The organism is Bacteroidota bacterium, assembly GCA_038746285.1.
In the GTDB taxonomy this organism is placed as follows: domain Bacteria; phylum Bacteroidota; class Rhodothermia; order Rhodothermales; family JANQRZ01; genus JANQRZ01.
The window spans coordinates 19,728-43,318 of the sequence record JBCDKT010000029.1; the positions used below are offsets into that span (position 1 = coordinate 19,728).

General features: G+C 69.2%; 24 protein-coding genes. 4 read left to right on the forward strand and 20 right to left on the reverse strand.

Annotated features, from left to right (window positions below; translation table 11 throughout):
* Positions 1–26 precede the first annotated feature (26 nt).
* The 15 genes from AAGI91_10645 to AAGI91_10715 all read right to left on the reverse strand — a co-directional run bounded on the left by AAGI91_10645 (position 27) and on the right by AAGI91_10715 (position 15,248).
* The gene (locus tag AAGI91_10645) at positions 27–1,502 is read right to left on the reverse strand and encodes an adenylate/guanylate cyclase domain-containing protein (GenBank protein ID MEM1043073.1); all 1,476 of its coding nucleotides are present in this window, start codon (positions 1,500–1,502) and stop codon (positions 27–29) included.
* Entirely contained in the window at positions 1,499–2,371 is an 873-nt protein-coding gene (locus tag AAGI91_10650) for an MBL fold metallo-hydrolase (protein MEM1043074.1), read from the reverse strand. The genes AAGI91_10645 and AAGI91_10650 overlap by 4 nt, the downstream gene beginning before the upstream one ends.
* Positions 2,371–3,213, reverse strand: coding sequence for a Pycsar system effector family protein (locus AAGI91_10655; GenBank protein ID MEM1043075.1), 843 nt, complete (start codon positions 3,211–3,213; stop codon positions 2,371–2,373). Before AAGI91_10655 ends, AAGI91_10650 begins: the two co-directional genes overlap by 1 nt.
* 202 nt (positions 3,214–3,415) lie before the next feature.
* Entirely contained in the window at positions 3,416–7,147 is a 3,732-nt protein-coding gene (locus tag AAGI91_10660; protein ID MEM1043076.1) for a BamA/TamA family outer membrane protein, read from the reverse strand.
* A complete protein-coding gene (locus AAGI91_10665; GenBank protein MEM1043077.1) occupies positions 7,144–8,049 on the reverse strand; it encodes an SdiA-regulated domain-containing protein in 906 nt (301 codons plus the stop codon). Before AAGI91_10665 ends, AAGI91_10660 begins: the two co-directional genes overlap by 4 nt.
* 69 nt (positions 8,050–8,118) lie before the next feature.
* On the reverse strand, positions 8,119–9,171 hold the full coding sequence (locus tag AAGI91_10670; protein MEM1043078.1) for a bifunctional phosphoglucose/phosphomannose isomerase: 1,053 nt from the start codon (positions 9,169–9,171) through the stop codon (positions 8,119–8,121).
* A 60-nt stretch (positions 9,172–9,231) separates the two neighbouring features.
* A complete protein-coding gene (ptsP, locus tag AAGI91_10675) occupies positions 9,232–11,025 on the reverse strand; it encodes a phosphoenolpyruvate--protein phosphotransferase (protein ID MEM1043079.1) in 1,794 nt (597 codons plus the stop codon).
* Positions 11,026–11,214: 189 nt separating this feature from the next.
* Entirely contained in the window at positions 11,215–11,478 is a 264-nt protein-coding gene (locus AAGI91_10680; protein ID MEM1043080.1) for a hypothetical protein, read from the reverse strand.
* Positions 11,479–11,490: 12 nt separating this feature from the next.
* The gene (locus tag AAGI91_10685) at positions 11,491–11,763 is read right to left on the reverse strand and encodes an HPr family phosphocarrier protein (protein MEM1043081.1); all 273 of its coding nucleotides are present in this window, start codon (positions 11,761–11,763) and stop codon (positions 11,491–11,493) included.
* Positions 11,764–11,774: 11 nt separating this feature from the next.
* On the reverse strand, positions 11,775–12,782 hold the full coding sequence (locus AAGI91_10690) for a polyprenyl synthetase family protein (protein MEM1043082.1): 1,008 nt from the start codon (positions 12,780–12,782) through the stop codon (positions 11,775–11,777).
* A gap of 11 nt (positions 12,783–12,793) precedes the next feature.
* Positions 12,794–13,456, reverse strand: a complete 663-nt coding sequence (locus AAGI91_10695) for an adenylate kinase (GenBank protein ID MEM1043083.1) — start codon at positions 13,454–13,456, stop codon at positions 12,794–12,796.
* 118 nt (positions 13,457–13,574) lie between these two features.
* Complete coding sequence (locus AAGI91_10700; protein ID MEM1043084.1) at positions 13,575–13,925, reverse strand: hypothetical protein; 351 nt, start codon at positions 13,923–13,925, stop codon at positions 13,575–13,577.
* Positions 13,918–14,358: a hypothetical protein gene (locus AAGI91_10705; protein MEM1043085.1), complete on the reverse strand. Its 441-nt coding sequence runs from the start codon at positions 14,356–14,358 to the stop codon at positions 13,918–13,920. The genes AAGI91_10700 and AAGI91_10705 overlap by 8 nt, the downstream gene beginning before the upstream one ends.
* Before the next feature lie 23 nt (positions 14,359–14,381).
* Positions 14,382–14,936: a DUF883 C-terminal domain-containing protein gene (locus AAGI91_10710; protein ID MEM1043086.1), complete on the reverse strand. Its 555-nt coding sequence runs from the start codon at positions 14,934–14,936 to the stop codon at positions 14,382–14,384.
* 6 nt (positions 14,937–14,942) lie between these two features.
* Positions 14,943–15,248 (reverse strand): phage holin family protein, encoded by a 306-nt coding sequence (locus AAGI91_10715; GenBank protein MEM1043087.1) that lies wholly within the window; start codon positions 15,246–15,248, stop codon positions 14,943–14,945.
* 261 nt (positions 15,249–15,509) lie between these two features.
* Here AAGI91_10715 and AAGI91_10720 point away from each other — a divergent pair, with 261 nt between their 5' ends.
* Positions 15,510–15,782 (forward strand): NifU N-terminal domain-containing protein, encoded by a 273-nt coding sequence (locus AAGI91_10720; GenBank protein ID MEM1043088.1) that lies wholly within the window; start codon positions 15,510–15,512, stop codon positions 15,780–15,782.
* Between the two features lie 3 nt (positions 15,783–15,785).
* On the opposite strand, the gene AAGI91_10725 is transcribed toward AAGI91_10720, so the two are convergent.
* The 3 genes from AAGI91_10725 to AAGI91_10735 all read right to left on the reverse strand — a co-directional run bounded on the left by AAGI91_10725 (position 15,786) and on the right by AAGI91_10735 (position 19,499).
* Positions 15,786–16,730 (reverse strand): hypothetical protein, encoded by a 945-nt coding sequence (locus tag AAGI91_10725; GenBank protein ID MEM1043089.1) that lies wholly within the window; start codon positions 16,728–16,730, stop codon positions 15,786–15,788.
* On the reverse strand, positions 16,727–17,908 hold the full coding sequence (gene rnd / locus AAGI91_10730; GenBank protein ID MEM1043090.1) for a ribonuclease D: 1,182 nt from the start codon (positions 17,906–17,908) through the stop codon (positions 16,727–16,729). Before rnd ends, AAGI91_10725 begins: the two co-directional genes overlap by 4 nt.
* Before the next feature lie 85 nt (positions 17,909–17,993).
* Positions 17,994–19,499: a sugar transferase gene (locus tag AAGI91_10735; protein ID MEM1043091.1), complete on the reverse strand. Its 1,506-nt coding sequence runs from the start codon at positions 19,497–19,499 to the stop codon at positions 17,994–17,996.
* A gap of 269 nt (positions 19,500–19,768) precedes the next feature.
* On the opposite strand from AAGI91_10735, the gene AAGI91_10740 reads away from it, so the two are divergent.
* Entirely contained in the window at positions 19,769–21,451 is a 1,683-nt protein-coding gene (locus AAGI91_10740; GenBank protein ID MEM1043092.1) for a hypothetical protein, read from the forward strand.
* Positions 21,452–21,502: 51 nt separating this feature from the next.
* On the opposite strand, the gene AAGI91_10745 is transcribed toward AAGI91_10740, so the two are convergent.
* On the reverse strand, positions 21,503–22,102 hold the full coding sequence (locus AAGI91_10745; GenBank protein MEM1043093.1) for a DJ-1/PfpI family protein: 600 nt from the start codon (positions 22,100–22,102) through the stop codon (positions 21,503–21,505).
* Between the two features lie 168 nt (positions 22,103–22,270).
* Between AAGI91_10745 and AAGI91_10750 the strand changes: the two genes are divergently transcribed.
* Both AAGI91_10750 and AAGI91_10755 read left to right on the forward strand, forming a co-directional pair.
* Entirely contained in the window at positions 22,271–22,531 is a 261-nt protein-coding gene (locus AAGI91_10750) for a type II toxin-antitoxin system ParD family antitoxin (GenBank protein MEM1043094.1), read from the forward strand.
* Positions 22,440–22,838, forward strand: a complete 399-nt coding sequence (locus AAGI91_10755; GenBank protein ID MEM1043095.1) for a type II toxin-antitoxin system RelE/ParE family toxin — start codon at positions 22,440–22,442, stop codon at positions 22,836–22,838. Before AAGI91_10750 ends, AAGI91_10755 begins: the two co-directional genes overlap by 92 nt.
* 23 nt (positions 22,839–22,861) lie before the next feature.
* Here the strand turns inward: AAGI91_10755 and AAGI91_10760 are convergent, their stop codons facing one another.
* Positions 22,862–23,590 carry a TonB family protein gene (locus tag AAGI91_10760; protein ID MEM1043096.1) on the reverse strand — a complete coding sequence of 243 codons (729 nt, stop codon included), beginning with the start codon at positions 23,588–23,590 and terminating at the stop codon, positions 22,862–22,864.
* Position 23,591: the final 1 nt, after the last annotated feature.

The following is a 23,591-nucleotide window of genomic DNA, read 5'->3' on the forward strand; positions in this document are numbered from 1 at the left end:
TTGACTCTCCCACTCTCCCACTTCGCTCAGCCGACGCGGCCGGCGGCTTCGTCGAGGTAGCCGCGCAGCGAAAGCGCGACGGCTTCGGGGACGGAGGTGAAGTGGATCGTCCAGCCGTCGTCCCCGCGTTCGAGCACTTTGGCGTAGGCGTTCCCGACCGGTTCGTCGGTGGCGTCGCGGATCGGGACGTGCAGCTTGAGGTCGGTGAATGGGTCGAGGGGGTAGTCCGTGCGGAGGCGGCCGGCGGCCGGGGACAGCGCGGTCAGGTCAGCGTCGACGGCCTCGTCGCCGAGTTGCTTGCCGTCGAGGATGTGGAAGCGGACCGGGAGCGGGCGCGGGAGCGGCTGGAGCGCGCGCGTCTCGGTGGGCAGTTGGAGGTCGACGTGGCCGCCGACGCCGGCCACGTCGAAGAGCGGGATCGGGGCGGAGAAGCCTTTTGCGGCCAGTTCCATCGTCCGTCGGATGCGGACATCTGCGCCGGCCTCGGCCTTCGTCGCGGCCGAGACCAGGACCTGGCCGCCGACCGTCGCCGACTCGATCCGGCCCGCCACGTTGACCGGGCTGCCGACGACGCCGTACTTCATCCGCTTCTCAGAGCCGATGTTGCCGACGACCACGTCGCCGGTGTTGATCCCGATGCCCATCTGAAGCGGCCGGTGCCCCATCGCCCGGACCTGCTCGTTGACGTCGGTCATCGCCTGCTGCATCGCCACGGCGCAGGCCACGGCGCGGCGGGCGTGGTCCTCACGCTCGACCGGCGCGCCGAAGAGGACGAGGAGGCCGTCGCCGAGGTACTCGTCTATCGTCCCGCCGTAGGTCCCGATCACGTCGGCCATCGCGCCGAGGTGGATGTTGAGCACGTCGAGGACCTGCTCCGGTGCGAGGCGCTCGGCCATCGTCGAGAAGCCGCGCAGGTCGGCCATCATAATCGAGACGCGGCGGCGTTCGCCGCCAAGCTGGGTCGCCTCCGGTCCGGCCAGAAGCGTCTCGGCGATCTCGTCGGAGAGGTAGCGCCCGACAGTCTCGCGGGCGTGCGCCGCCTGCTTCTCGTCGCGCACCCGGTCGAGCGCCTTGTCGATCGTCACCTCGAGGTCGTCGAGGTCGATGGGCTTGGTGAGGAAGTCGAACGCCCCCTGGTTCATCGCCGTGCGGATGTTCATCATATCGCCGTACGCGGTGACCACAACCGCGCCGAGCACATCGTCCTCGCGCTTGAGGCGGGTCAGCTCGGCCAGGAGCGTCAGCCCGTCCATCCGCGGCATGTTGATGTCGGTCAGGACGAGGTCGATGTCGGGGTGCTCGCGGAGGTGCTCCAGGGCCTCTTCGCCGTCGGCGGCGAAGAGGAAGTCGAGCTCGCCCTTGCGGATGCGGCGGCGGAACTTCTGCTTGATCAGCGCGGCGAGGTCCGGCTCGTCGTCGGCCACGAGGATGTGCGCGCATCCGCTCGCCGCCTCGGGCTCGGCGGGGGCCGTCTCGTCGTGGCGGTCGGTGGGGCTGCTCATAGCGTCTGTGCTTTCGTGGCCACGCTGCCGGGGTCGGGCGGCAGCGGATCGGCCTCGCCGAGGTGGAACGTGAGCCCCTCGTAGGCGACGGTGCAGGCGATGCCGTGTGGGCCGAGCGCTGCCCGCGCCCGCGCCTGGACGCGGTCGAGGTCGTCGTCGGTGCGGTCGGGGTCGTGGTGCGTCAGCACGAGGTGGCCGACGCCCGCCTCGACGGCGAGCTCGACGGCTTCGCTGACGCTGCTGTGCCCCCACCCGCGCCGCTCCTCGATCTCGTCTTCGAGGTACTGCGCGTCGTGGCAGAGCACGTCCGCGCCCTGGCAGAACGCGACGATCGTCTCGCGGGGCACAAGGCTCTCGTCGCCGAGTTCGTTGTCGGGCATGAACACGAAGCGCTGCCCCTCGTGCCCGACCCGGTAGCCGTAGGCTCCACCGGGGTGGTTGACGGCCTGGCGCGTCACCGGAAGCCCGTGCGCGCGCAGAAACGCCATCGGCTGTTCCCGCGTCCGCTGCACCGAGCACGGCAGGTCGCCCGGCCGGAGCGGGTAGTGGACGCCGTCGAAGAGCGCGAGCGGCGACCACGACGCCTCCTCGTAGTCGATCAGGTGGATCGTCCGGCCTTCCTCGTAGAGCGGGGCGAAGAATGGGAAGCCCGTGACGTGGTCGGCGTGGAGATGGGTCAGGAGGACGAACAGGTCGTCGCCTCGGCCAAGCAGGGCGCGCCCGAGCGGCCGGATGCCGGTGCCGGCGTCGAGGACGAGCACGCGGTCGCCGAGCGCGACGGCGGCGCAGGTCGTGTGTCCACCGTAGCGGGCGAAGGCGGTGCCCGGCGCGGGCGTGGACCCCCGGACGCCGTAGAAAGTGACGGTCATCAGGGGAGAGGAATCAGGGGCGCGGCGTTCGGGGCCGCGTCCGGGACCATCACAGTCGTCTCGGCGGGCTCCTGGCCGATCACGTCGGTCGCGATGAGAAAGTAGGTCCCGATGAAGAGGAGCACGCCAATGACGATGCTGAACATGAACACGGTGTAGGACGTGCGGAGAAGCCTGAACTTCGTCGTCAGCACGCTGCCCAGCCCGTAGAGGTCGCGGATCATGTTGCGGTAGAGCCGGTCGTTGTCCTGCATCAGTTCGGTCATCCCTTGCTCGAAGTCATCGCGCGTCATGTTCGCGTAGTGGCCGAAGAAGAGGATGTTGACACTCTCGTTTCGCACCTGGTCGAGCGTGACGACGTTGCTGTTGACGCGCGGTCGCGCCGAGCGGATGGCGAAGACCATCGAGATCAGACACCCGATCATCAGCACCGAGGTCGGGACGAGCAGCCAGGGGTTGGAGTCGATCTTGGGCGAGATCGCGCCGAGCAGGATCGGGAGGATCAGGCCGTTGATCGAGATCATGATGTTGGCCTTGGTGTCGGCCAGCGACGAGAGGTCCATGTGGACGCGGTACGAGGTCCGAAACATGGTCTCGACCCCTCGGCTCGTGCCGAGCGTGTCCTTCTTGTCGGCCTGCTTCGCCTCGGCCTTTTTCTTTTTGGCCTTTTTCTTGGCCTTGCGCTCGGCGCGTGCCTCCTCGACTGCCTCGGCGGCGGCCTCGGCGACGGCCTCTACGTCGGCCGGCTCCAGTACGTCCGGCTCGGGATCGGCCTGGCCGTCGCCCGTCGCAGAGGCGTCTTCGGCCGGGGCACCCGGTGCGCGTTGCTCGTCAGCAGTCATGTGAGACTAGGTTGAACGGAAAGGGCGCGTCGTCTGGACAGCCCGACGCCTTCAGGCCAGGACGGCAGACGGCAGACCGCCGACGGGCGGATGGCACAGAGCACGACCGGCTGCGGTCTGCCGTCCGTGGTCTGCGGTCTGTCATCTCGTATCTCGTGCGGATTAGGCACCTCATCTGGCACAATATCGGCACAATATCCGATTAGTAAAGGAACCCGACCCCGACGTTGAAGATCGTGGCCTCTTCGGAGACACCGACGGTCCCGTTGACGAGGATCATGTCGAACAGGTTCATCCACAGGCCCCCGCCGTAGCCCTGGTGCCATACCGAGGAGCGTTCGCCGTCGGCCCAGACGCGCCCGTTGTCGACGAACCCGACGAGGCCGAACGAGCCCGCCGCGGCGTAGGTCGTGAACCGGGCCAGCCCAACGCGGAGTTCGGCGTTCTGGTAGAACGCGCTGCGGCCCGAGAAGCGCGTGCTCCGGTAGCCGCGCAGGTTGGTCGTCCCGCCGAGCGTGGCGGCGCGGTAGAACGGGAAGTCGCCCACGATGTGCTCGGCCCCGACGCGGAGCGCGAGCGTGACCTGGGGCTGGAGCGAGGGTGAGAGGTAGGCCGTCAGCATCGACTCCAGCGTACCGAAGGTGTCGCTGGTGTTGAGGATGCCGCTGCGTACCCCGGCACGGTTCTCCCAGCGGAAGCCCTGGCGCGGGTTCACCATCCGGTCGGCGTGCTCGAAGATGAGCCGCGCGTCGCCTCCGGCGAAGGCTTCCTCCTCGAACACGTCCTCGGTGACGCCGTTCAGTTCGAGCAGGTCGGGGTCGCGGTCCACGATCGTGAGGTCGGCGGCGGGCAGGAGGCCGAGGCGGAGGCCGCGCACGAGGTTCAGTTCGAGTCCGGCTGCCGCCGAGGCGCGCGCGAGGCGCACCCGGTAGAAGTCGAAGTCGCGGTCCTCGACCGTCTCGTTGCCGAGGCCGTAGAAGTTGAGCACGTTGCGCGGCGTCGCTCCGTCGGCGTCGAGGACAGCGTCGAACGGCCCGACCCGCTCCGTCCACCGGCTCTGGTAGTCCGCGCTGACAGCCCCCCGGAACGTGGCGACGCTCACCGCGAGCTGGTGGCGGTGTCCGAACGGCCTGCGCCGGAACTCAGAGGTCGTCACCGCCGCGTCGAAGCCGACGACGGGGCCGTCGGTGGGGTTGAAGCCGAAGCGGGGGAAGACCTCCAGGCTGGAGTAGCCGAACTCTTTGGGGTCGTAGCGGTTGACGCCGGGGTCGTCTGACAGGGTGAGGCGTGCGTCACCGCGCTCGATCTCGTTGCCGTCGGGCGTGTCGTAGTAGTGGACCTGGTTGCCGACGCGGGCGCGGTCGGCGAACACGTCCTCGCCCGGCCCACCGATGACGCGGATGTAGAGGTCGCCCTCGCCGCTGATCTCGAACCGGTCGCGCCCGCCGAGGCCGTAGAGCCGCACCTCGCGCGTCTCGTCGTCGTGGAAGACGCGGCGGTAGATCACCTTGCGGTTCTCGCCCTTCTTGCTGGTCTTGTAGACCGTCACCTCGGTCTCCTCGCCCCGGCGCTCGACGACGAACCGCTCGTGCTTGTCGCTCCCGACGACATCGACGAAGCGGGTCAACTGGCCGTACCAATCGCCCGCAAACTCGGCGAGCGCAGCGCGCCGCGTCTGGAGGCTCCGGTAGATTCGCTCGCCGTGGAGGGCGTTGACTTCGGTCGGCCAGTCCTGGAGCGCCTCGGCGAACGCCTCGTCCGTCATGCGCGCCTGGAGGTCACGGGCGACGGCCTCCCAGTCCTCGCGCGAGAGTTCGTTGAGCAGGCGGCGGTCGAGTTCGCGCCCGTTCTCGGTCAGGCCGCCGACGTTGCCGTAGCCGGGGTCGAAGTCCTGGAGGCCGGGGACGTAGTACTGCGCGATGCGCGGGAAGAGGCCCGTGAGGCGGAAGAAGACCTGGTCCCGGTCGCGTGGGATCGGGCGGTAGACCTTGCCCTGCTTCCGGTCGTCGCCGGTCAGGGTCGGGTCGAGCTCGAAGGGCTCGAACTGCGCCCAGCGCCACTGGTCCTCGTGCCGGTCCCAGTCGCCGATGAGCGCGTCGAAGAGGCGGCTGCGGAGGAAGAACCGGGCGTCGACGCGGGTGTCGTTGTCCTCGCGCAGTTCGCGGAGCAGCTTCACCGACGAGTCCACGTCCTTCGCCCCGCCGAAGTGGGGCTGGTCGGAGACATCGTCGGCCGGGCGCTCCTCGAAGAGGGCGAGCGTCCCCGCGAAGTCCTCGCGGTAGACCCCGAGGCGCGGGTCGTCGGGAACGACGACGAACTCGGGGTTGGTGTGGTAGATACCAGCGGCTTCGGCGAGGCGCGGGACGACGAGCGCCGCATAGGGGTTTGCCGACGACGTCTGGTCAGACAGGATGTCGGCAGCGGCCCCGACCTGCAGGGCGGAGGGCAGGAGCAGGTCGGGGCGCTTCTGGACCTGGCGGAGCACGAACTCGCGGCCCTCGGGGTTCTTGACGCGGAGCGAGACCGTCTGGTAGCCGCCGCCGCGCTTGACCGGGGTCAGCCCGCCCTTGTCGCGCCCGAGGTCGAGCACGCGCACCGACACCGGGGCCGTCCACACGTCGCGGTAGTTGTCGCCGAGGAAAAACTCCTGGAACGCCCCGGCTCCGAGGTCCGGGTCGGCCACGACGACGCGGGTGCTGTCGGTATAGTCCGGCATCTCGGCCGGGTCCAGGTCCGGCATCTGGGGATCGATGTCTTCGCGGAGCGCTTCTTCGAGCTGGGTGCGGAAGGCGAGGCGGCCCTGCGGGTTGCCAGCCTCCGGCTCCCAGAACTCGAGCCACATCGTCCCGTCCTGGTAAAACTGGACCGAGGCGAAGCCCTGCGAGGCGTGCGCGAAGCCCGCGCCGAAGCCGCCAGCGAACGAGCCGCGCGTGCTCCCGCCGCCGCTCGTGATGTGGTGCTGGAGTTCGAGCGCGTCGGTGCGGAAGGGGGTGTACTGGAGGCCATACTCGTGCGCGGCGGCGTAGATCACGCCGTCGTGCTCCTCGATGGCCGCCGGGAGTGCCTCGCGGAACGTGCGGTAGTCGGAACCGGAAAAGTCTTGGCGCCCGCCGAAGTAGCCGCGCAGGAGCGGGTAGACCGAGCCGACGACCGGCAGCGGGATGTAGAGCGGCTCCCACACGTCAGTCAGCGGGAAAAGGTGCTGGCGCAGGCTGTAGTGCCCGCCGCGCTCGCCGTTCGAGAAGACGGGGTGGTGGCCGACGACGATGATCCGGTCGTCGTCGTACTTGGCAAGGAGTTCGGTGAGGGCGATCAGCACGTCGAGCTCGGACTCGATGTCCTCGTCGTCCACCTCGCCGGTCGGGCGGTCGTCGGCGTCCTGAAGCCACCACTCGGTGTCGAGCGCGAGGAGCCGGATGCCGTCGTCGAGCTTGACGTGGGTGGGGCCGGGCAGGCCCTCCTCGGGGACGACCACGTTCTCGCCGAGCCGGTCCCGCAGGAAGTCGGCCGCGTCTTCGGGCGTACCGTCGCGCCACTCGCCGTCGCCGGGGACGACGACGACGCGGCCTTCGTACCCCTCGACAGCCTCCACGACGCTGAGGAGCGGTGCTTCGGCCTCGGCCCGGTTCGACGCGAGCGAGTCCGGCAGCGGGCGCTTGAGCTGGTCGCCGAGGAAGACGACCGTGCTGTTCTCCCCGGCCTCGGCCAGTTGCGCTTCGAGCACACCGAGTCCCGCCCGGTCCTCCGACGCCGCGATGTCGCCGATCAGGAAGACGCGGTGCGCGAGGTCAGACCGCTCCGGCGGTACCTCAGCCTGCCACTCATCGAAGGCTCGGTCTACGAACGAGCGTGACGAGGTGCACGCCGCAAGCGTGAGCGCGCACACGAGGGCGAGAACACCGGGAACAGCCGGGTGGGGTAGCGAACGGATCATGGGACCGGATGGTAGGCGAACCGAAGGAGCGTGGCGTCACCGCCGGCTGCTTCGCTAGCGATGAAGAGGGTGCCGTCGGGCAGAAAGGCGAGGCCCTCCGGCTGGGGCAGAAGGCGCGAGGGGAGCGGCCAGGCGGCAGCGATCGTGCCGCCGCGGGCGAGGACGAGGACGCGCTTCGCGACCGACGAGAGCACATAGACCTCACCCGTGAGTGGATGGATCCCGACCGCCGAGGGCTTGAAGGCGTTAATGTCGCTCAGCGGACGCACAGCCGAGCGCACCGCCTCGTCGAGCGAGCGCTCCATGCCGGCGAGCGAGTCGGCCCAGACGACGAATGCCGGCTCCGGGACGAGAGCCTGCCGGTTGAGGTCGAAGGCGTAGAGCGCCCGGGCACCCCGGAGCCCGCGCCCCGCGCGCTCCTTGCATGCGACGAGCAGGCGCTCGCCCTCGGTGTCAAAGGCGAGCCCCTCGGCGTCGCACGAGCCGTGGAGGCCGGTGTCGAGGGTCGCGGCGCGGGTCTTCTCCGTCTGCCAGTCGAGGATGACGAACAGCCGCCCGTCGCTGCGGAGCACGACGACCCGGTCGCCGACGAGCCCGACGCCTTCGTAGTCGCCGCCGCCGCCGAAGTCGTGCTCGTGGACCACCTCGCCGGTGGCGGCGTCGAGGACGTAGAGGTTGCCCTTCTCGTCCTGCACCGCGCCGAGCCGCCCACCGCCGAGGTCGGTCAGGCCGGAGATTTCGTCGAGCCGGCCGGGCAGGTCGAACCGCGCGTCCGGCGCGTCGAAGCGGTACGGCGCGTCGGCCTGGGTCCTGGCCAGTGACTGGGGTGCCGGCCGCGGCTCAGCGTTCCCGCACCCGCTGAGGGCGAGGCTGAGGATCAGGCCAGAGACGAGACGAAGCACAGGCGGCGTGGTGGCGTGAAGGCAGCGCCAAACTACGCCACGACCACCGCCCTTGTCCTCACACCCGCATCACGCCTCGGCCAGCGTGCGCTTGAGGTGGTCGATGGTCTCAATCGGGGTTGGGTCAACCCCCATCAGCATGGCGAGGTAGAACGACATGAAGTCGCCGAGCTGGATCGTCGAGAGGAGCCGGGCGAGCTTGCCCTCGCCCTGCGGCGTAAACTCGGTCCAGCCTGCGGCCTTCGGCGCGAGGAGGCCCTTCGTGACCTCCATCCGCTTCTGGATTTTGTGGTGGTCCGCCGGGTCCTGGAGCACGACGACGTGGAGTAGCTGCCGCACGTCCGGGAGCGCGTGCTCCCAGGCCAGCACCTCGTTGTGGTTCATCTCGGCGAAGATGTTGCCGAAGGCGAGCTGTTTGGCGTTCTCCTGGATCTGCGTCATCCAGCGCACGCCGACGGCCTCCATCAGCCCAGGCCCAGTGTAGACGAGCGGGACCTTCTCGGCCAGCACGCGGGCCAGCTCGAGCGCTTCGTTGCCGTCGAGGTTGGCGAGGGCCGAGGCGCGGGCGTCGGTGACCTGCTTCGCCTCGGCCTGCTCGGCTTCCGAGATCTCGCACAGGCCAAGCTGGTGAGCGAGCCTAAGCATCGCCCCGAGCGAGTAGCCGAGGGCGGCGCGCGGCTGCATGCCGCCGGGGATGATGAAGTGCGGCGTGCCGTCGCGCTTGGCGCGCTCCTGCAGGGCTCCGCCAGAGGTGACGGCGTAGACGGTCGCGCCGCGCCGCTTCGCCTCGTCGTAGGCCGCGAGCGTCTCCTCGGTCCCGCCCGAGTAGCTGGAGGCGATCACGAGCGCGCCCTCCCCGACCGACGCCGGGAGCGCGTAGTCGCGCACGACCGAGACCGGCACGGGCGACGTTTCGCGGCAGAAGGTGCGGACGAAGTCGCCCCCAATCGCGGAGCCGCCCATCCCGACGACGACGCTCTGCGTCCAGTCGGAGGCGCTGCGGTCGGGGGCGAAGTCGCCGGGGATGGCGAAGCCGTCGCGGAAGTTCTCGGCGAAGCCGCGCACGGCGTCGAACATGTTGTCGGGGTCGTGCCGGGCGATGGCGTCTCGGATGTCAGACATCAAACTGGGGTGAGGGCTGGAGGTGAGGAGAGAAAGCGATCATTCGCCGCTGGTCGTTTGTCAAGCGCTCCCGTCGAAGAAGACGGCGAGTTCGGGTACGTGCTCGCGCAGCCATGTGTTCATCAGCGTGACGACCGACTGCGCGTCGGGCTGCTCGAGCGCTTGCGCGGCGAGGGCCGCCATCTTCTCTTTCGAGCACGAGCGGACGGCGCGCTTGACGTCGAGCAGGAACGCAGGCGAGGCGCTGAGTTCGCTCAGCCCGAGGCCGACCAGGAGCGGCGCGGCGCGCGGGTTGCTCGCCATCTCGCCGCACAGGCTGACGGGGAGCCCGTGGCGCTCGGCAATCTCCGCCGTCTGCGCGATCAGCCGGAGCACGGCCGGGTGCAGTTCGTGGTAGCGGTCCGCGATGAGGTCGTTGCCGCGGTCCACGGCGAGCGTGAACTGCGTCAGGTCGTTCGAGCCAATCGAGAGGAAATCTACCTCCGGCGCAAACCGCTCCAGGAGCAGCACGACGGACGGGACCTCGACCATGATGCCGACGTCCAGGTCCGCCTCGTGCTCCAGGCCCTCGGCCTGCAGCGAGGCGGCCGCCTCGTCGATGTGCGCGCGGGTGCGGCGGACCTCGCCGACGGTCGAGACCATCGGAAGCAGGATGCGCGCCGGGCCACCGGTCGCGGCGCGGAGGATCGCCCGGAGCTGGGGCCGGAGGAGGTCGGGCTTGTCGAGGAGGATGCGGATACCGCGCCAGCCCAGCGACGGGTTGTGCTCGCGGTGCGCCATCGGGAGGAGCTTGTCGCCGCCGAGGTCGAGGAGCCGGAACGTGGTCGGGTGCGGGCGGGCGGCGCGGACGGCCTCGCGGTAGATCGCCGTCTGCTCCTCCTCGTCGATGGGATGGCCCTGGGCGAGAAGCAGCATCTCGGTGCGGAACAGTCCGATGCCCTCGGCCCCGTACTTCTTCAGAAGCGGAAATTCCTGTTCCAGCTCGACGTTGGCCCGGAGCGCGATGCGGTGCCCGTCTTTGGTCTCGGCCGGGAGCGGGACCAGTTCCTGCCGGGCGTCGAGGCCGCGCTCGTAGCGCGCTTGCCGCTCGCGGTAGGCCGCCAGCGTCTCGTCCGACGGGTTGAGCACGACGCGCCCCGAGAATCCGTCGAGGACGACGGTCTCGCCGCCTGCGACCTGGCCGGCGAACCCATGCAGGCTGACGACGGCCGGGATGCCGAGCGCCCGGGCCATGATCGAGACGTGGCTCGTCGCCCCGCCGAAGTCGATGGCGCAGCCCAGCACATCGCGGCGGCTAAAGAGGAGCAGGTCGGCCGCGGTCAGGTTCTCCGCGACGACGACGCGGCCGGTCTCGATCTTCGAGAAGCCCTTCGCCTGCTGGAGCGTGCGAAGGAGCCGGTTCTGCACGTCCACCCAGTCGCCTGCGCGGTCGCGGAGGTACTCACTCGGGCTGGCCTCCATCCGCTTGCGGGCACGCCCGAGGACGGTCTGCACGGCGAAGGCGGCGCTGTACGCCTCGCCGCAGATCAGCGCCTCGACGTCGGCGTGGAAGGCCGTGTCGCTCAGGATCATCGTCTGGGCGTGGAAGATGTCAGCGCTCGACTCGCCGAGCTTGTCGCGGGCGAAGCCGGCGATCTTACCGAGTTCCGCCTCCGCCCGCGCCACAGCTTTCTTGAACCGGCGCAACTCCGCGGCGGTCTCGTCACCCTCGACGCGCTCCTCGCTCGCCCGGAACGTCTCGCCGACAAACGCCAGCGCCGGCCCGACCACGATCCCCGGTGCCACGCCGATGCCTTCGACCACGCGCTCGGCGGCGGCGACTTCGGTCGATGCGTCGGGGAGGTTACGGGGCATGAGACTATTTCAGAGCTTCTGACAAAACAAAATCAGTCGTCCCCGCGCAGGCGGGGACCCACCGGGCTGCTAGCTCTCTGGATTCCCGCCTGCGCGGGAATGACCAAAAGGAGTTTTCAATGGGTAAACGAAAGGGGAGCGTCTCGCCTCGTGGGTAGTCGTGCTAGACAGGTCTCAGGTTGACTCGAATCAGTGATGACTGTAGCGCCCTCGAAGCAAATCGAACACTGCTTTCCACCACGGCTTCAGTATCTCGTTTGCCGTCCACTGTGCATCGGCCCCATGAACTTCGACTTGCTCCAGCAATGCAACGATTCGCAACCGGTCACGCCTTTTGCGCGCTTGGTCAAACTCGCTGCGCAACCCTGTTACATAAAGCCGCTCGTTCAGTGTCATGCCGTTCAGATCGGCCTGTCCACGAAGCGTTGGTTTATACTGCTGCGAAGTTGACATAGCTCCCATGAGTCACTCCACCGGTTCGCCGAAGCCGGACTCGAAGAGTTCGGTCATCGCCTCGGCGGCGGCGGCTTCGTCGCTGCCCTCGAACAGCAGCGTCAGCGTCGCGCCCTGCTCGGCGGCCAGCGTCATCACCCCGATGATGCTCTTGCCGTTGATCTCGTAGCCGTCGGTGCGGATGTAGAACTCGGCGTCGAACTTGGCGGCGGTCCGCACGATCATCGACGCCGGGCGGGTGTGGATGCCGGCTTTGTTGCGGACGGTGGCGTGGCGCTCGGTCATGGCAGCGATGGCTAGCGCACGCGGCGGGCCATGCGGCCTGCGATCCAGCGCAGCCCCTCGCGCCCCGGCCCAGCGGGGAGCGCGCCGAGGGCCTGCTCACCCTCCTCGTAGTGCCGCAGCACCGTCGCCCGCGCCTCGTCGAGGACCCCGAGAGCGTGCATCCGGCGGCGTGCCTCGTCGATCTCGCCGGCCGGCAGGCCACCGTTGGTGACGATGCGCTGGAACCAGGCGTGCTCGTCGCCTTCGGCGCGCTCCAGGGCCCGGAGCAGGAGGAACGTCTTCTTGCCTTCGAGGAGGTCGCCGCCCACGGTTTTGCCCCACCGGGCGTCGGCGGCGGTGAGGTCGAGGAGGTCGTCCTGAATCTGGAAGGCCCGGCCCCAGCTTCGCCCGACCTCGGCTAGGGCAACGAGTGCGGCGTCCTCAGCCTCGCCGACGAGGCCCCCGAGCACGAGCGACAGTTCGACGAGCGCACCCGTCTTGCCGTCGATCATGCCGAGGTAGCGCTCGACCGTCACCGCGTCGTCGGTCTCGAACTGCTCGTCGAGCGCCTGCCCCTCGCAGAGCCGCATCACCATCCGGTGGAACCGCCGGACGATGGCCCCGAGCCGGCCAGTCTCGGTCTGCGCGAGGAGGTCGTAGCTCATCCCCATCAGGAGGTCGCCCGCGAGGATGGCCGTGCTCTCGTCCCAGACGACGTGGACCGACGGCCGGCCGCGCCGCTCGTCAGCGTGGTCCATAATGTCGTCGTGGACGAGCGTGAAGTTGTGGAACACCTCGACCGCGAGCGCCGCAGGGAGGGCCCGCTCGGTCGGCGCGCCGAAGGTCTCGGCGGCGAGGAGGACGAGGGCCGGGCGGAGCCGCTTGCCGCCGCCGCCGAGCACGTAGCGCACCGGCTCGTAGAGCACCGCCGGCTCCTGCGGCAGCGGAAGCGTGGCGAGGGCCTGGTTGACGGTCTCCGTCAAGCGGCGCAGGTGCGCCTCGGCATCGGACGTATCGGGGTAGAGTACGGGCGGATTCACGCAGGCGGCGGTCAAGAGGTGGCAGCCCCGACGCCGCGCGCGCCGAGGGCGCGGAGCGCGTCCATGATCCGGCCCTGGACCTCGCCGATCTCCCCGACGCCGTCGATCTCGGCGAACGGGACCGAGTCGCGGAAGACGGCGGCGACGGGCAGGGTCTCGTCCTCGTAGACGCTGAGGCGGGTACGGATCGCGTCCGGCTTGTCGTCGGAGCGGTGGACGAGGCGGTCGGCCGGCAGGTCGGCCGGCGGCGGGTTGAAGTCGAGGTGGTAGATCGCGCCGGTCTCGCGGTCGGTGCGGCGGCCCGCCAGCCGCTTGATGATCGGCTCGGCGGCCACCTTCAGGCTGACGACGGCGTCGAGCGGGGTGTCGTGCGCGCCGAGGTAGCCGAGGAGCCAGCGCGCCTGCTCCGTTGTGCGCGGGAAGCCGTCGAGGATGAACCCGTCGAGCCCGAGCGCGTCGAGCGCGCCCTCGACCGTTTTGTTCACGACCGAGTCCGGGACGAGCTCGCCCCGGTCGAGGTAGCTTTCTGCTTCGAGACCGACCGGTGTTTTGTCGCGGCGAGCGGCGCGGAGGAGATCGCCGGTGGAGATCTGCTTCAGCGCGAAGCGCTCGACGAGGTGGCGGGCCTGGGTGCCCTTGCCCGCTCCCGGCGGGCCGAAGAGAATGAGACGCATGCGTATCGGGAACGTAGATGAACCGCCGCACTACGCTGGCGGGCCGGAAGATACGGAGCGCCTGTGATGCTATCTACAAGAAGTACTCTGAATCACAACCTCGGGTATAGCTCGGTAGCTAGAGCACATGCAGGTCATCGATCCGCACATCGTACAAAGGCTTTTCAGTATCGAAGATCGTCAAGCTAAGCGTGAGATCTGATAAACCTCCCTCTACTGCATAGAGATCTACGTCCGTCCACCACCCACTGCCATCATCGAGAGGCTCAGGTTTGCTTGCGTCGAATGGCTCTGCCACGACCTTGGAGCCGTAGCTCTTTATTGCATGACGGAGTTCGTCGGCGGAGAGGCCATCTCCTACCGAAAACAGCGCAAGCGCGTCGTAGTCGCTGGAAGCGAGAAAGCTCACGATGTAGCGTACCGTAGCCTCAGCTTTCTCGCGGTCGAGCATGATGGCAAGCTCAGACACGCACCGGGCGTCCGGCGGCGGGGTCGATGCTGCGGCTGCCGGGGCCGCTGTCGAGGTGGAAGATGTGCTCCATGAAGAAGCCCTCGTCCAGCGGGTAGGGCACGGCGTAGAGTCCAAGCCACAGCCCGGCCCACAGCACGAGGGCCAGCGCGAAGAACGACGCCGCCCCGGCGAAGCGCCGCCGGGCGAGGGCGACGAAGCGGATCAGGCTCAGGACCGTCACCGGGATAAACACGAGCGCCAGCAGGACCGTCCCTCCCATCGAGCGGATCAGCAAAGCGCTTCCGGCGACGGTCGCAAGGAAGAAAAGCACGGCCCGCCACGCCTCCTGTTGGTGTGACGCCGCCGTAAACCGCCCTGTCCTCGCCTCCCACATCAGCACGATACCCGCGATAAACAGAATGGCCAGGAAGGCGACGACGGCGACGGGCATGAGTGTGAGGGCGTGGCGTTGGTCTAGGTGGTGGGCGGCGCGTCCGGCATGTCCTGCAGGGCATTCACGATGCCGTCGTCGCCGGTCAACTGCCGCGCCATCTGGTCCAGCACAAATTTAGCGCCGAAGCCGAGCGCCGTGTTCATGAGGACGTTCAGCGACGACGCCGTCTTGGTCCTGACCGGCGTGGGCTCCGGCTCCACCACGACCACGGGGGCGCGCCGCCGGAGCGCCTTGCCGAGCGCTGCGTTTGCGGCCTCGCCCTCGGCGACCCGCATGCCTGCGTCGTCCACGAGGTCGCGGAGGTAGGCCCCCATCCAGAGGTCGTGCTCGCTCGGCCCCTCCGGCGCGGACCGGGCGAGGAGGCCGCCGATCAGCCCGGCCGCGAGCCCGACCCCGGCCGCCACACCGACGGCAAGCAGCGGCTGCTCGCGGACATAGTCGGTCAGCGGACGCCCACCCACCATAACATCGTTGAACGTCAGCTCGCTCTCCAGACCGGCGATGTGGTGCTTGATGGAAGCCTCCTTCGCCTCCAGCACCGCCCGCAATTCTTGTGTGCTGCGCGTCTCAGCCATGGACCTTTATGTGTTGAACGGTGATTTTTTGTACGCCACGAAGGCGACGAGGAGAAGCAGCAGCGCAACAACGAGGAAGCCCAGGAGGAGCGCGACGAGTTGGTTCTCGATCCAGATGCCAACCACGGCACTCGCTCCAAAGCCAAGCGCGATAAGCAGGAAAAGCCCGCCCAGCGCCGCAAAAACGGCAATGATACCGCCGTACGTTCCCTTCTCCTCCAGCTTGTCCTTGACCTCCTGCTGGACGAGCGCGATCCGTAGTTCGGCCCACTCCTTTATGTCGTCGGCCAGCCCGCGCGCGTGGTCCGCCATGCGCCCGGCCTTGCCTCGGTGCGCCGGAAGCTGACGCGCTTCGCCAGCGGGTGGCGGTAGCACCGCCGGCAGGGCATCTGGCGGCGGAGCTGGAGCGAGTGGAGGAGACGAGGAACGAGGAGGCGCGGAGACCGGACGGGGATCGGACACGAGCGGCGGGAGGGCGAGAAGAAGAGGTGGAGCAGAAGGTACTCAGCACCGGGAAGATATGTTTGATGCCCCTCGCCGGGGTAGTTTTCGCGCTCACCCACTACCTGCCCGATGCCTCCGTTCACAGTCCAGCCGACGCCCAACCCCAACAGCCTCAAGTTCACCGCTTCCGACCGCGCCTTCATCGAGGAGGGCATGGGAGCCTTCGCCAGTGCCGCCGAGGCGGAGGGCGACGCGCTCGGTGCCCCCCTTTTCGCTTTGGACGGCGTCCACAATGTGCTCGTCCTCCCAGGCTTTGTCACCGTCACCAAGACGACGGAGACCGACTGGGACGCTCTGCTCCCGCGCATCGAGGCGATCCTGACGGAGCACCTCGCGGCCTGATTCTCACAGCCCCACGAGAAACTCGATCAGGTCAGGGTTGCGTTGGCCGAGGGCCGGCCGGTGCACGTCGCCGGGTGCGGCCACCGGCAGGTCGGTGGCTAGTCGCTCTGCCACGTCCGGCGCTGCTACGAGGAATGAGAGGTGCGGCTGGGATCGCAGCCAGACGGTCACGTCGCCGAGGTGCTTGTATTCGGTCCACCGGACGTGCGCGGCACCTTGCGGCTCCGGCGCGCCCTTGCTGACGAGGAAGCCCGGTCCGGCAGCGTGCGACCGCTTCGCGGAGGCAAGAAAAGCGGCCGGGAGCGCCAGCGTGCCGTCGGTGTCGGGGTGCGGCGGGAAGAAATCGCGGAAGCCGGCGAGGGCGTTCAGCAGCGCGTCGGGCTCCAGCCCTGCCGGGGCCCACACGACCGAGGGCGTGCCCGGCGCGGCGCCTTCGTGCAGGAGCAGGTCTTCGGCCAGCCCGCTCAGCGCCTCGCTGTCTTCCTGACCGCCGATCACGGCCACGGTTGCCTCGTTTTTTCCTTCTGCAATAACAGCTTCCTGGTCTGAAGTGTCAGTGCCGACGCGCACCCTGTCCGCTGCCCCCTGTACCTCCGACCAGAACGCAGGCAGCAGCGCAGGCGACGCTCCCGGCGGCGCGACCAATACGGCATGCCCAAGTAGAAACGCGCCGAGCACGGCCTCCCACCCCGCAAGCGGACCGCTTTCCTCACAAACCACGCCGACCTTCACCGTCCGCTCGGCCGCCCGGTCCCCGGTCCACGTCCGCAATGCCTGCTCCGTCGCCTGGTGCGCCCGGTGGTTGAGCGCGAAGGCCAGGCTCTCCTCGGTGAACCGGTTCGGCGCAGCGAGGGTCGCCTCAGCGGCCGATGTGCGTGCCGGGTGCTCGGGGTCGCGCCAGCGTGCGGCGCTGGCCGCGACGGCCTGGATTCGGTCGCCCAGCGTCACCGGCCCGGCAGCACGCGGGGCAGCGCCGTCTCCGGGTTGACCCCGACCGCGCTCTCGCCGCGCAGCAGGTCCAGGAGTGCCTCGCCGGCGAGCGTGCGCCGCCAGCCCTGCAGGAGCGCGTGCTCGTCGGGCTTGGCCTCGGCTCCAGCAGCGACGAGCCGCTCCACGCTCGCGCGGTTGGCGACGAGCGCGGGGTCCACGTCGTGCCCGAGGCTCTGCCCCTTGACGAGCGCGAGCGCGAGGTCGAGCCGGGCCTGCTCGGCGTCGTCCGAGCGGCGGCCTTGCGGGGGGCGCGGCCGGTCGCCTTTCGGCACGGCGAGGCCTCGCTCGACGGTCTCGACGAGGGCGTCGCCGTAGCTCCGGCGCGCGTTGTCGCTCAGGCCGCGCACGCTGCGCAGCGCCCCGGGGTCGGTCGGCTTGCGCTGCGCGAGCGTGACCAGCACCTCGTCCGGGACGATGTGGCGGCGCGGTCGGTCGCGGTACCGGGCTTCCTGCTCGCGCCACGCCCCGAGTTCGCGCAGCACGGCGTAGTCGCGCCCGGAGAAGCCCCGCTTGCCGCGCCCCTTGATCCGGTGGTAGTGCGCCCAGGGATCCTCCTCGGCGTAGAGTGCTGGGTCGTCGTAAAGTTGCATCTCCTCCTCGACCCAGGCCGTGCGGTCGCGCTCGCGGATGTGATCCCACAGCGCGTCGTAGGCGTCCGGGAGGTAGCGCACGTCGTCGCGGGCGTACTCCATCTGCGCGCTGCTCAGCGGCCGCCGGAGCCAGTCGGACCGGGACTCCCCTTTCGGCAGGTGCACGCCGACGGTCTCTTCGATGAGGGCCTGGAGCGAGGTCGTCGCCGTCAGCCCGACGAAGCCGGCGGCGACGCGGCTGTCGAAGACGTTCTTCGGGGCGAAGCCGTCGTCGCTGCCCGCGGCTCGGTGCAGGATCGTGAGGTCCTGCTGTGCGTCGTGGAGAATCTTGACGACGGAGGCGTCGGCCAGCAGCGCACCGATCGGGCGGAGGTCGAGCGCGGCGGCGTCGATCAGGAACGTCTCGTCGCGGCTGAGGCCGAGTTGGACGAGGCCAAGGCGCGGGTAGTAGGTCCGCTCCCAGACGAACTCCGTGTCGAGCGCCACGCGGTCGGCGGCGCGGGCCCGGGCGATGAGGTCGGCAAGCTGCTGCGGGGTATCAATCATGTCGGACGACGAATGCCGAGTGACGAACGTCGGATGGGGGCTGCGAGCGGCCCTTCGACGCTCGTCGTTCGCACCTCGTCATTCCCTAGTGGCCTTGCTGGGTGAGCGTCGTGCGGACGGTCTGGAGGAGGATCTGGAAGTCCATCCGCAGGCTCATGTTCTCGATGTAGAACAGGTCGTACTTGAGCTTCTGGCGCACGTCGTCGAGGTCCTGGTCGTAGCGCCACTTAACCTGGGCGAGCCCGGTGACGCCGGGCTGGATGCGGTGGCGGCGGCTGTAGAGCGGGATTTCGCGCGCCAGCTTCTCGACGAAGTAGGGCCGCTCGGGACGCGGGCCGACGAGGCTCATCTCCCCTTTGAGCACGTTCCAGAACTGCGGCACCTCGTCGAGCCGGAGCGCGCGGAGCCGCTCGCCGATAGACGTGTAGCGGGGGTCGCCCTTCTGCGCCCAGACGGGGCCGGTGTGGCGCTCGGCATTGTCCTCCATCGTGCGGAACTTGTACATCGTGAAGGGGCGCCCGTGGCGTCCCGTGCGTGTCTGCCGGTAGATGGCAGGGCCAGGCGAGGTGAGCTTGACGAGCGCCGCGACGGCCAGCCACAGCGGCAGCCCGGCCAGCAGCACCGCTGCGCTCACCCCGACGTCGAGGATGCGCTTGGTGCTCTTCTCCCACGCCGGGATCGGCTCCGGCAGGACTTCGATCAGCGGGAGGCCGTACATGTGCTCGGTCCGGGCCATTCCCCCGATGACGGTGTAGAAGTCTGGCACCAGCTTGAGCGCTACCGAGCGCCCGTCGCAGACGCGGAGCACCTCGTCGAGGTAGACGTGGTCGTCCGGCCCGAGGGCGATCAGCACGTCCTGCACCCCGAGGCGGTCGATGAGGTCGGGGAGCGCCGAGATCGAGTGGACGGCCGTCGAGAGGCCGTTGCTGTTGAAGGCCGGGGCCGAGTCGCCCTGGCCGGCCGACACAGACGCGCCGTCGCCGGAGGCACCGACCGGTCCGTCGCCGCCGTGGAGGTACGCGTCGGCTGCGCCCGCGAGCGCGAGCTCGGCCACCGGGTCCGGCTGGAGCCGGACGGCCCCCACGATCTCGAGCCCGGCCGCCGGGTAGCGGGCCACCTCTTCGTAGAGCTGCTCCACCTGCTCGCTCCAGCCGACGATGACGGCCTTGTGGAGCCCGTGCCCGCGCAGGATGCGTGCCTTCTGCACGCTGCGCACCACGAACCGCCCGAGTCCGGCAAAGCCCAGCACGCACGCCCAGTAGGTCGCCGTTTCCGCCCGCGCCGCGCCGTCGAGGCGCTCGATGAAGAGGAGGAAGAACAGCAGGAGGGTGCCGACGGTGACCACCTTGAGGAGCGTCACGAACTCGTCGAAGCGGCTGGCGGCGCGGCGCTCGCGGTAGAGGCCCGCGAAGAGGAACAGCACCAGCCAGAAGGCGCACAGCAGCCCTGCCGAGGGCAGTTCGAGGACGGCGGGATCGGCCGAGGCACCGAGCCAGCCCGAGGCGCGGGCGGCCTGAAACGACAGGTAGGCAAGCAGGAGAGCGGCGGCGTCGCTGAGGAGCAGCGCGGCCAGTTCGGCTTTACGAGCCACAGGCGTGGAAGAGGTCGGTTACGCGTGTAGCAAGCTAGCGAATAGGGCTTACCGGGCTGGTGAAATATCACAGCGGAATAACAAGAAGGTAATCGACTGCGCACCAATCATGCAAGGGGGGCACGCTACGATGCCCTGGGTTTGGCACACGGATGTCACCGCTGCTGCGTTGCAAACGATCAGGCCCAGGTCGCGCAGCATGCCATTGCGCCCACGCCGGACAGAGCCTAGCTTTAGAAACCTTGCCTCGTCCCTCACCGCCCGTACCGTTGCGCTCTGTTCTCCGCCCCCTGCCCCGCCTGCTCGCCGCGCTTGGGGCTGCTCTGCTGCTGTCCGCCTCGGCGCAGGCGCAGCCGGAAATCGTGCCCGCCGAGCACGCGATCTACGACTTCCTGCACCAGCAGCGGGTGCGCGGCCTCCTGCCGGAGTACCGCCACGAGGCGCGGCCCCTCGGTCGCGGGCATCTCGGCCGCCTACTCGACAGCCTCAGCACGCGCACCGGCGACGGGACCCGGCTCGACGGCGCGTCGGCGGACTGGCTCGCTCGCTACCACCGCGAGCTCTTCGAGCCCTCCGAGGCCGTCTCCACCGTCTTCGGTGGGGGCGGCGTCCGCATCCCGCTCGAGGCCGAGACGGAGAAGTTCCTCTACTACTACCGCAGCGACGACTGGCGGCTCGCCCTCGACGCCATCGGGCGGTTCCAGGCGCGCGCCTCCGACGAAGCCGAAGCCTACCAGGGCGTCTCCCTCGTCCCGGAGGGCGTGCTCCAGGGCAACTACCGCGGCATCGTCGGGTTCTACGTCGGCACCTTCAACGGGGCACAGGTCACGGGCGACACCCGCGTGCTCCAGGCCGACCCGGGGCTGGCCCCGCTCTACTACATCGGGCGCGCCGACGTCCCGCCCGGCAACTTCGACCAGGCGACGACCTCGCTGCGCGCCGCGAGCCGCACGTTCTCGGCCGAGATCGCCCACGCCCGCCTGCTCCTGGGCTCCTCGTTCGGCGACGGGCTGCTGATGACCGAGAACGCGGACTACTTCTCCTTCGTCCGTCTCGGCCTCGACACGCGGGTCGTGCAGTACCAGTTTGTCCACGGCGCGCTCGGCGACCAGTCGTTTGTCGTTCCGGGTGACGAGGGCAGCGGCGTCCTCCTCGGGCCGGAGCGCTACCTCGCCCTCCACCGCCTCACGCTCAACCCGTGGCGGCGGCTCCAGCTTGCGTTCACCGAAATGGTGGTCTACGGCCAGCGCGGGCCGGAGCTGGCCTACCTCAACCCGATCAACCCGATCAAGCCTGCCGAGCACGCGCTCTGGGACCGCGACAACTCCCTCTTCGCGCTCGAAGCCGTCTTCCGGCCCCTCGACGGCGTCGAGGTCTACGGCACTTTCCTCGCCGACGACCTCGACTTCGGACTGCTGGGCCAGAACTCGTTCAACAACAAGTGGGCGGTGCAGGCGGGGCTCGGCGGCACGCTCGGGCCGGCGCTCGGGTGGGTCGAGTACACCCGCGTCGAGCCGTTCGTCTACACCCACCGCTTCCTGCTCGACGGGTCGTTCTACAATGCCTACCAGCACAACGGCTTCGGCCTCGGGCACCCGCTCGGCCCGAACGCGGACCAGGTCGAGGTCGGGCTGCGGGCGTGGGGACCCTACCGGACGCGCGGCGAGGTCCGGGCGCGCTACGCCCGGCGCGGCGAGAACATCGTGGACCCCGAGACCGGCGAGGTCACCCGCAACGTCGGGGGCGACATCGCCGACGGGCGCCAGCCACCGTTCGACGACTTCTCCAAAATCTTCCTCGCGGGCGACCGCTTCGCAGGCCCCGGCCTGACGGTCGGCCTGACGTGGGAGCCGGTCCGCGACATCGCGCTCAACGTCTTCGCCGACCTCCAGCAGTGGGACCGCGACACCAACCGCCTCTTCGTCCGCACCGAGTTTGCCGTGGACCTGTAGCATGCGAGGGCGACCGACCGGCCGCCCTCGCAGGGTACACGTTGATGCGTGTCAGGCCATCGCCGGTTCGGCGTGCTCGATGCGGGTGCCGAGCACGTCGAGGAAGGCGGCGAGCCACTTCGGGTGGGCAGGCCAGGCCGGGGCGGTGACGAGGTTGCCGTCGACCTCGGCCTCGGTCACGTCGATGTCGGCGTAGCGGCCGCCGGCGCGGGTGACTTCGGGGCCGCACGCGGGGTAGGCCGAGCAGCTTCGCCCGTCGAGGATGCCGGCGGCGGCGAGGATCTGCGCGCCGTGGCAAACGGCGGCGATGGGCTTGTTCTCGCGGTCGAAGTGGCGGACGATGTCGAGCACGCGGTCGTTGAGGCGGAGGTACTCGGGGGCGCGCCCGCCGGGGATCACGAGCGCGTCGTAGTCGGCCTCGTCGACCGCGTCGAAGGTGGCGTTGAGCGCGAAGTTGTGCCCGGGCTTCTCGGTGTAGGTCTGGTCGCCCTCGAAGTCGTGGATGGCCGTCTTGACGCTGCCGCCGTCTTCCTTGTCGGGGCAGACGGCGTGGACGGCGTGCCCGACCATCTGGAGCGCTTGGAACGGCACCATCACCTCGTAGTCCTCGACGAAGTCGCCGACGAGCATGAGAATCTTTTTGCCAGCCATGAGGTCCTCCTGGAAGTGGTGAGTAGAAAGGGGTTCCCCCTACACGGCCACTCGGTGCGAAAGGTCCCTGGGGCAGGCCGGGTCCGTCCGAGCTCAAGGTGAGATCTCTTGGAAACTGATGCCATTTAATGACACTGAACGCTATCGTAGTCCATTCGTCCTAAGCCTATGCAGAGCCTGAACGTCACCGTCACCGACGAGCAGAAGAAACTCGTCAGCCAGGTCGTTGCGGAAGGGCGCTACGCTTCCGCCAGCGAGGTTGTGCGCGACAGCCTGCGCCTCTTCAGCGAGCGCGAGATGCTCCGGGAGGCGAAGCTGCAGGAGTTGCGGCGGCTCATTGAAGAAGGACGCACAAGCGGCGTCTCTACACCCTGGGACCTCGACGTGTTTTTGGCCGAGGCACGCGCGAGGCGCGAGGGGGAGTCCTGATGCCTCGCATCGAGCAGACTCCAGAAGCACGCCTCGATCTCTAAACCTGTGGGACTACATCGCTGCCCGAAGCGTAGCCGGTGCCGACAAGCGAATTCGGGAGATCGACAAGGCGTTCGAGTTACTCGCCGAGAACCCCGGCCTCGGGCGGGCGCGACCCGAACTGGCAACCGGGCTCAGGAGCTTTCCCGTAGGTCGCCATGTCGTCTTCTATCAACCGCTCGACGACGGAATCGACGTGCAGCGCGTGCTCCACGAAGCGCAGGACGTAGACCGTGCGTTCAACCCTGGAGATGAGGACGCATAAAACTGAGGGGCCCGCTTCCAGCGTCAGTCCAGGCTGAAGAAGAAGGTGATCGTGCCCTCCTGGTTCTCCTGCGGCGCGGCGGGCGGGAGCGGGTTGAACGTCCAGCCGCGGACGGCGTCCTGCACGGCGCGGTCGAGCGCCGGCCCGGCCCGGCGCAGGATGAGCACCTGGGCTACCCCGCCGTTCGGCGCGACGGTCACGCGGACGGTCACCGTCCCGACGCCGCCGGGGTTCTGCGGCAGCGGCGCGCGGCGCGGCGTCCGGTTGAGGCCGTCAATCGAGTACGGCGCGCGGCGCGTGGTGCCCGTCCCCTCGTCGCCTTCTTCGGACGTGGAGCCGACCGTACCCGCCGGGTTGCCGCCGGTCTGGTCGATGGGCGCGGGGTCGGCGACAGGCTGCTCGGGGAGGGTCTCGCGCTCCGGCTCGGGCGTGGTCTCCTCCGGCGTCGGCGGAGGGACCGTTTCTTTTTCCTGCGCGGGCGGCGGGTCGGGGAGCTTGACCGGCTTCGTCTGCTGGGAGGTCGGCTCCGGGCGCGGCGGCGTGGGCTGCGGGTTGGGGCGCGGGGTCGTCGGCGCGGGCCGCTGCGTCTCGGCGCGCGTCGCGGGCTGCGCCATTTCGAACGGGCCGAACTCGACCTCGACGAGGCCGAGCGGCTCGGGCGGCGCGGCCCCGGAGACGACGGCGAAGCCAAGCAGGACGAGTGCGTGTAGCGCCAGGCTCACGCCGAGGCCGGTCCAGTCGTCTCTGTTCATC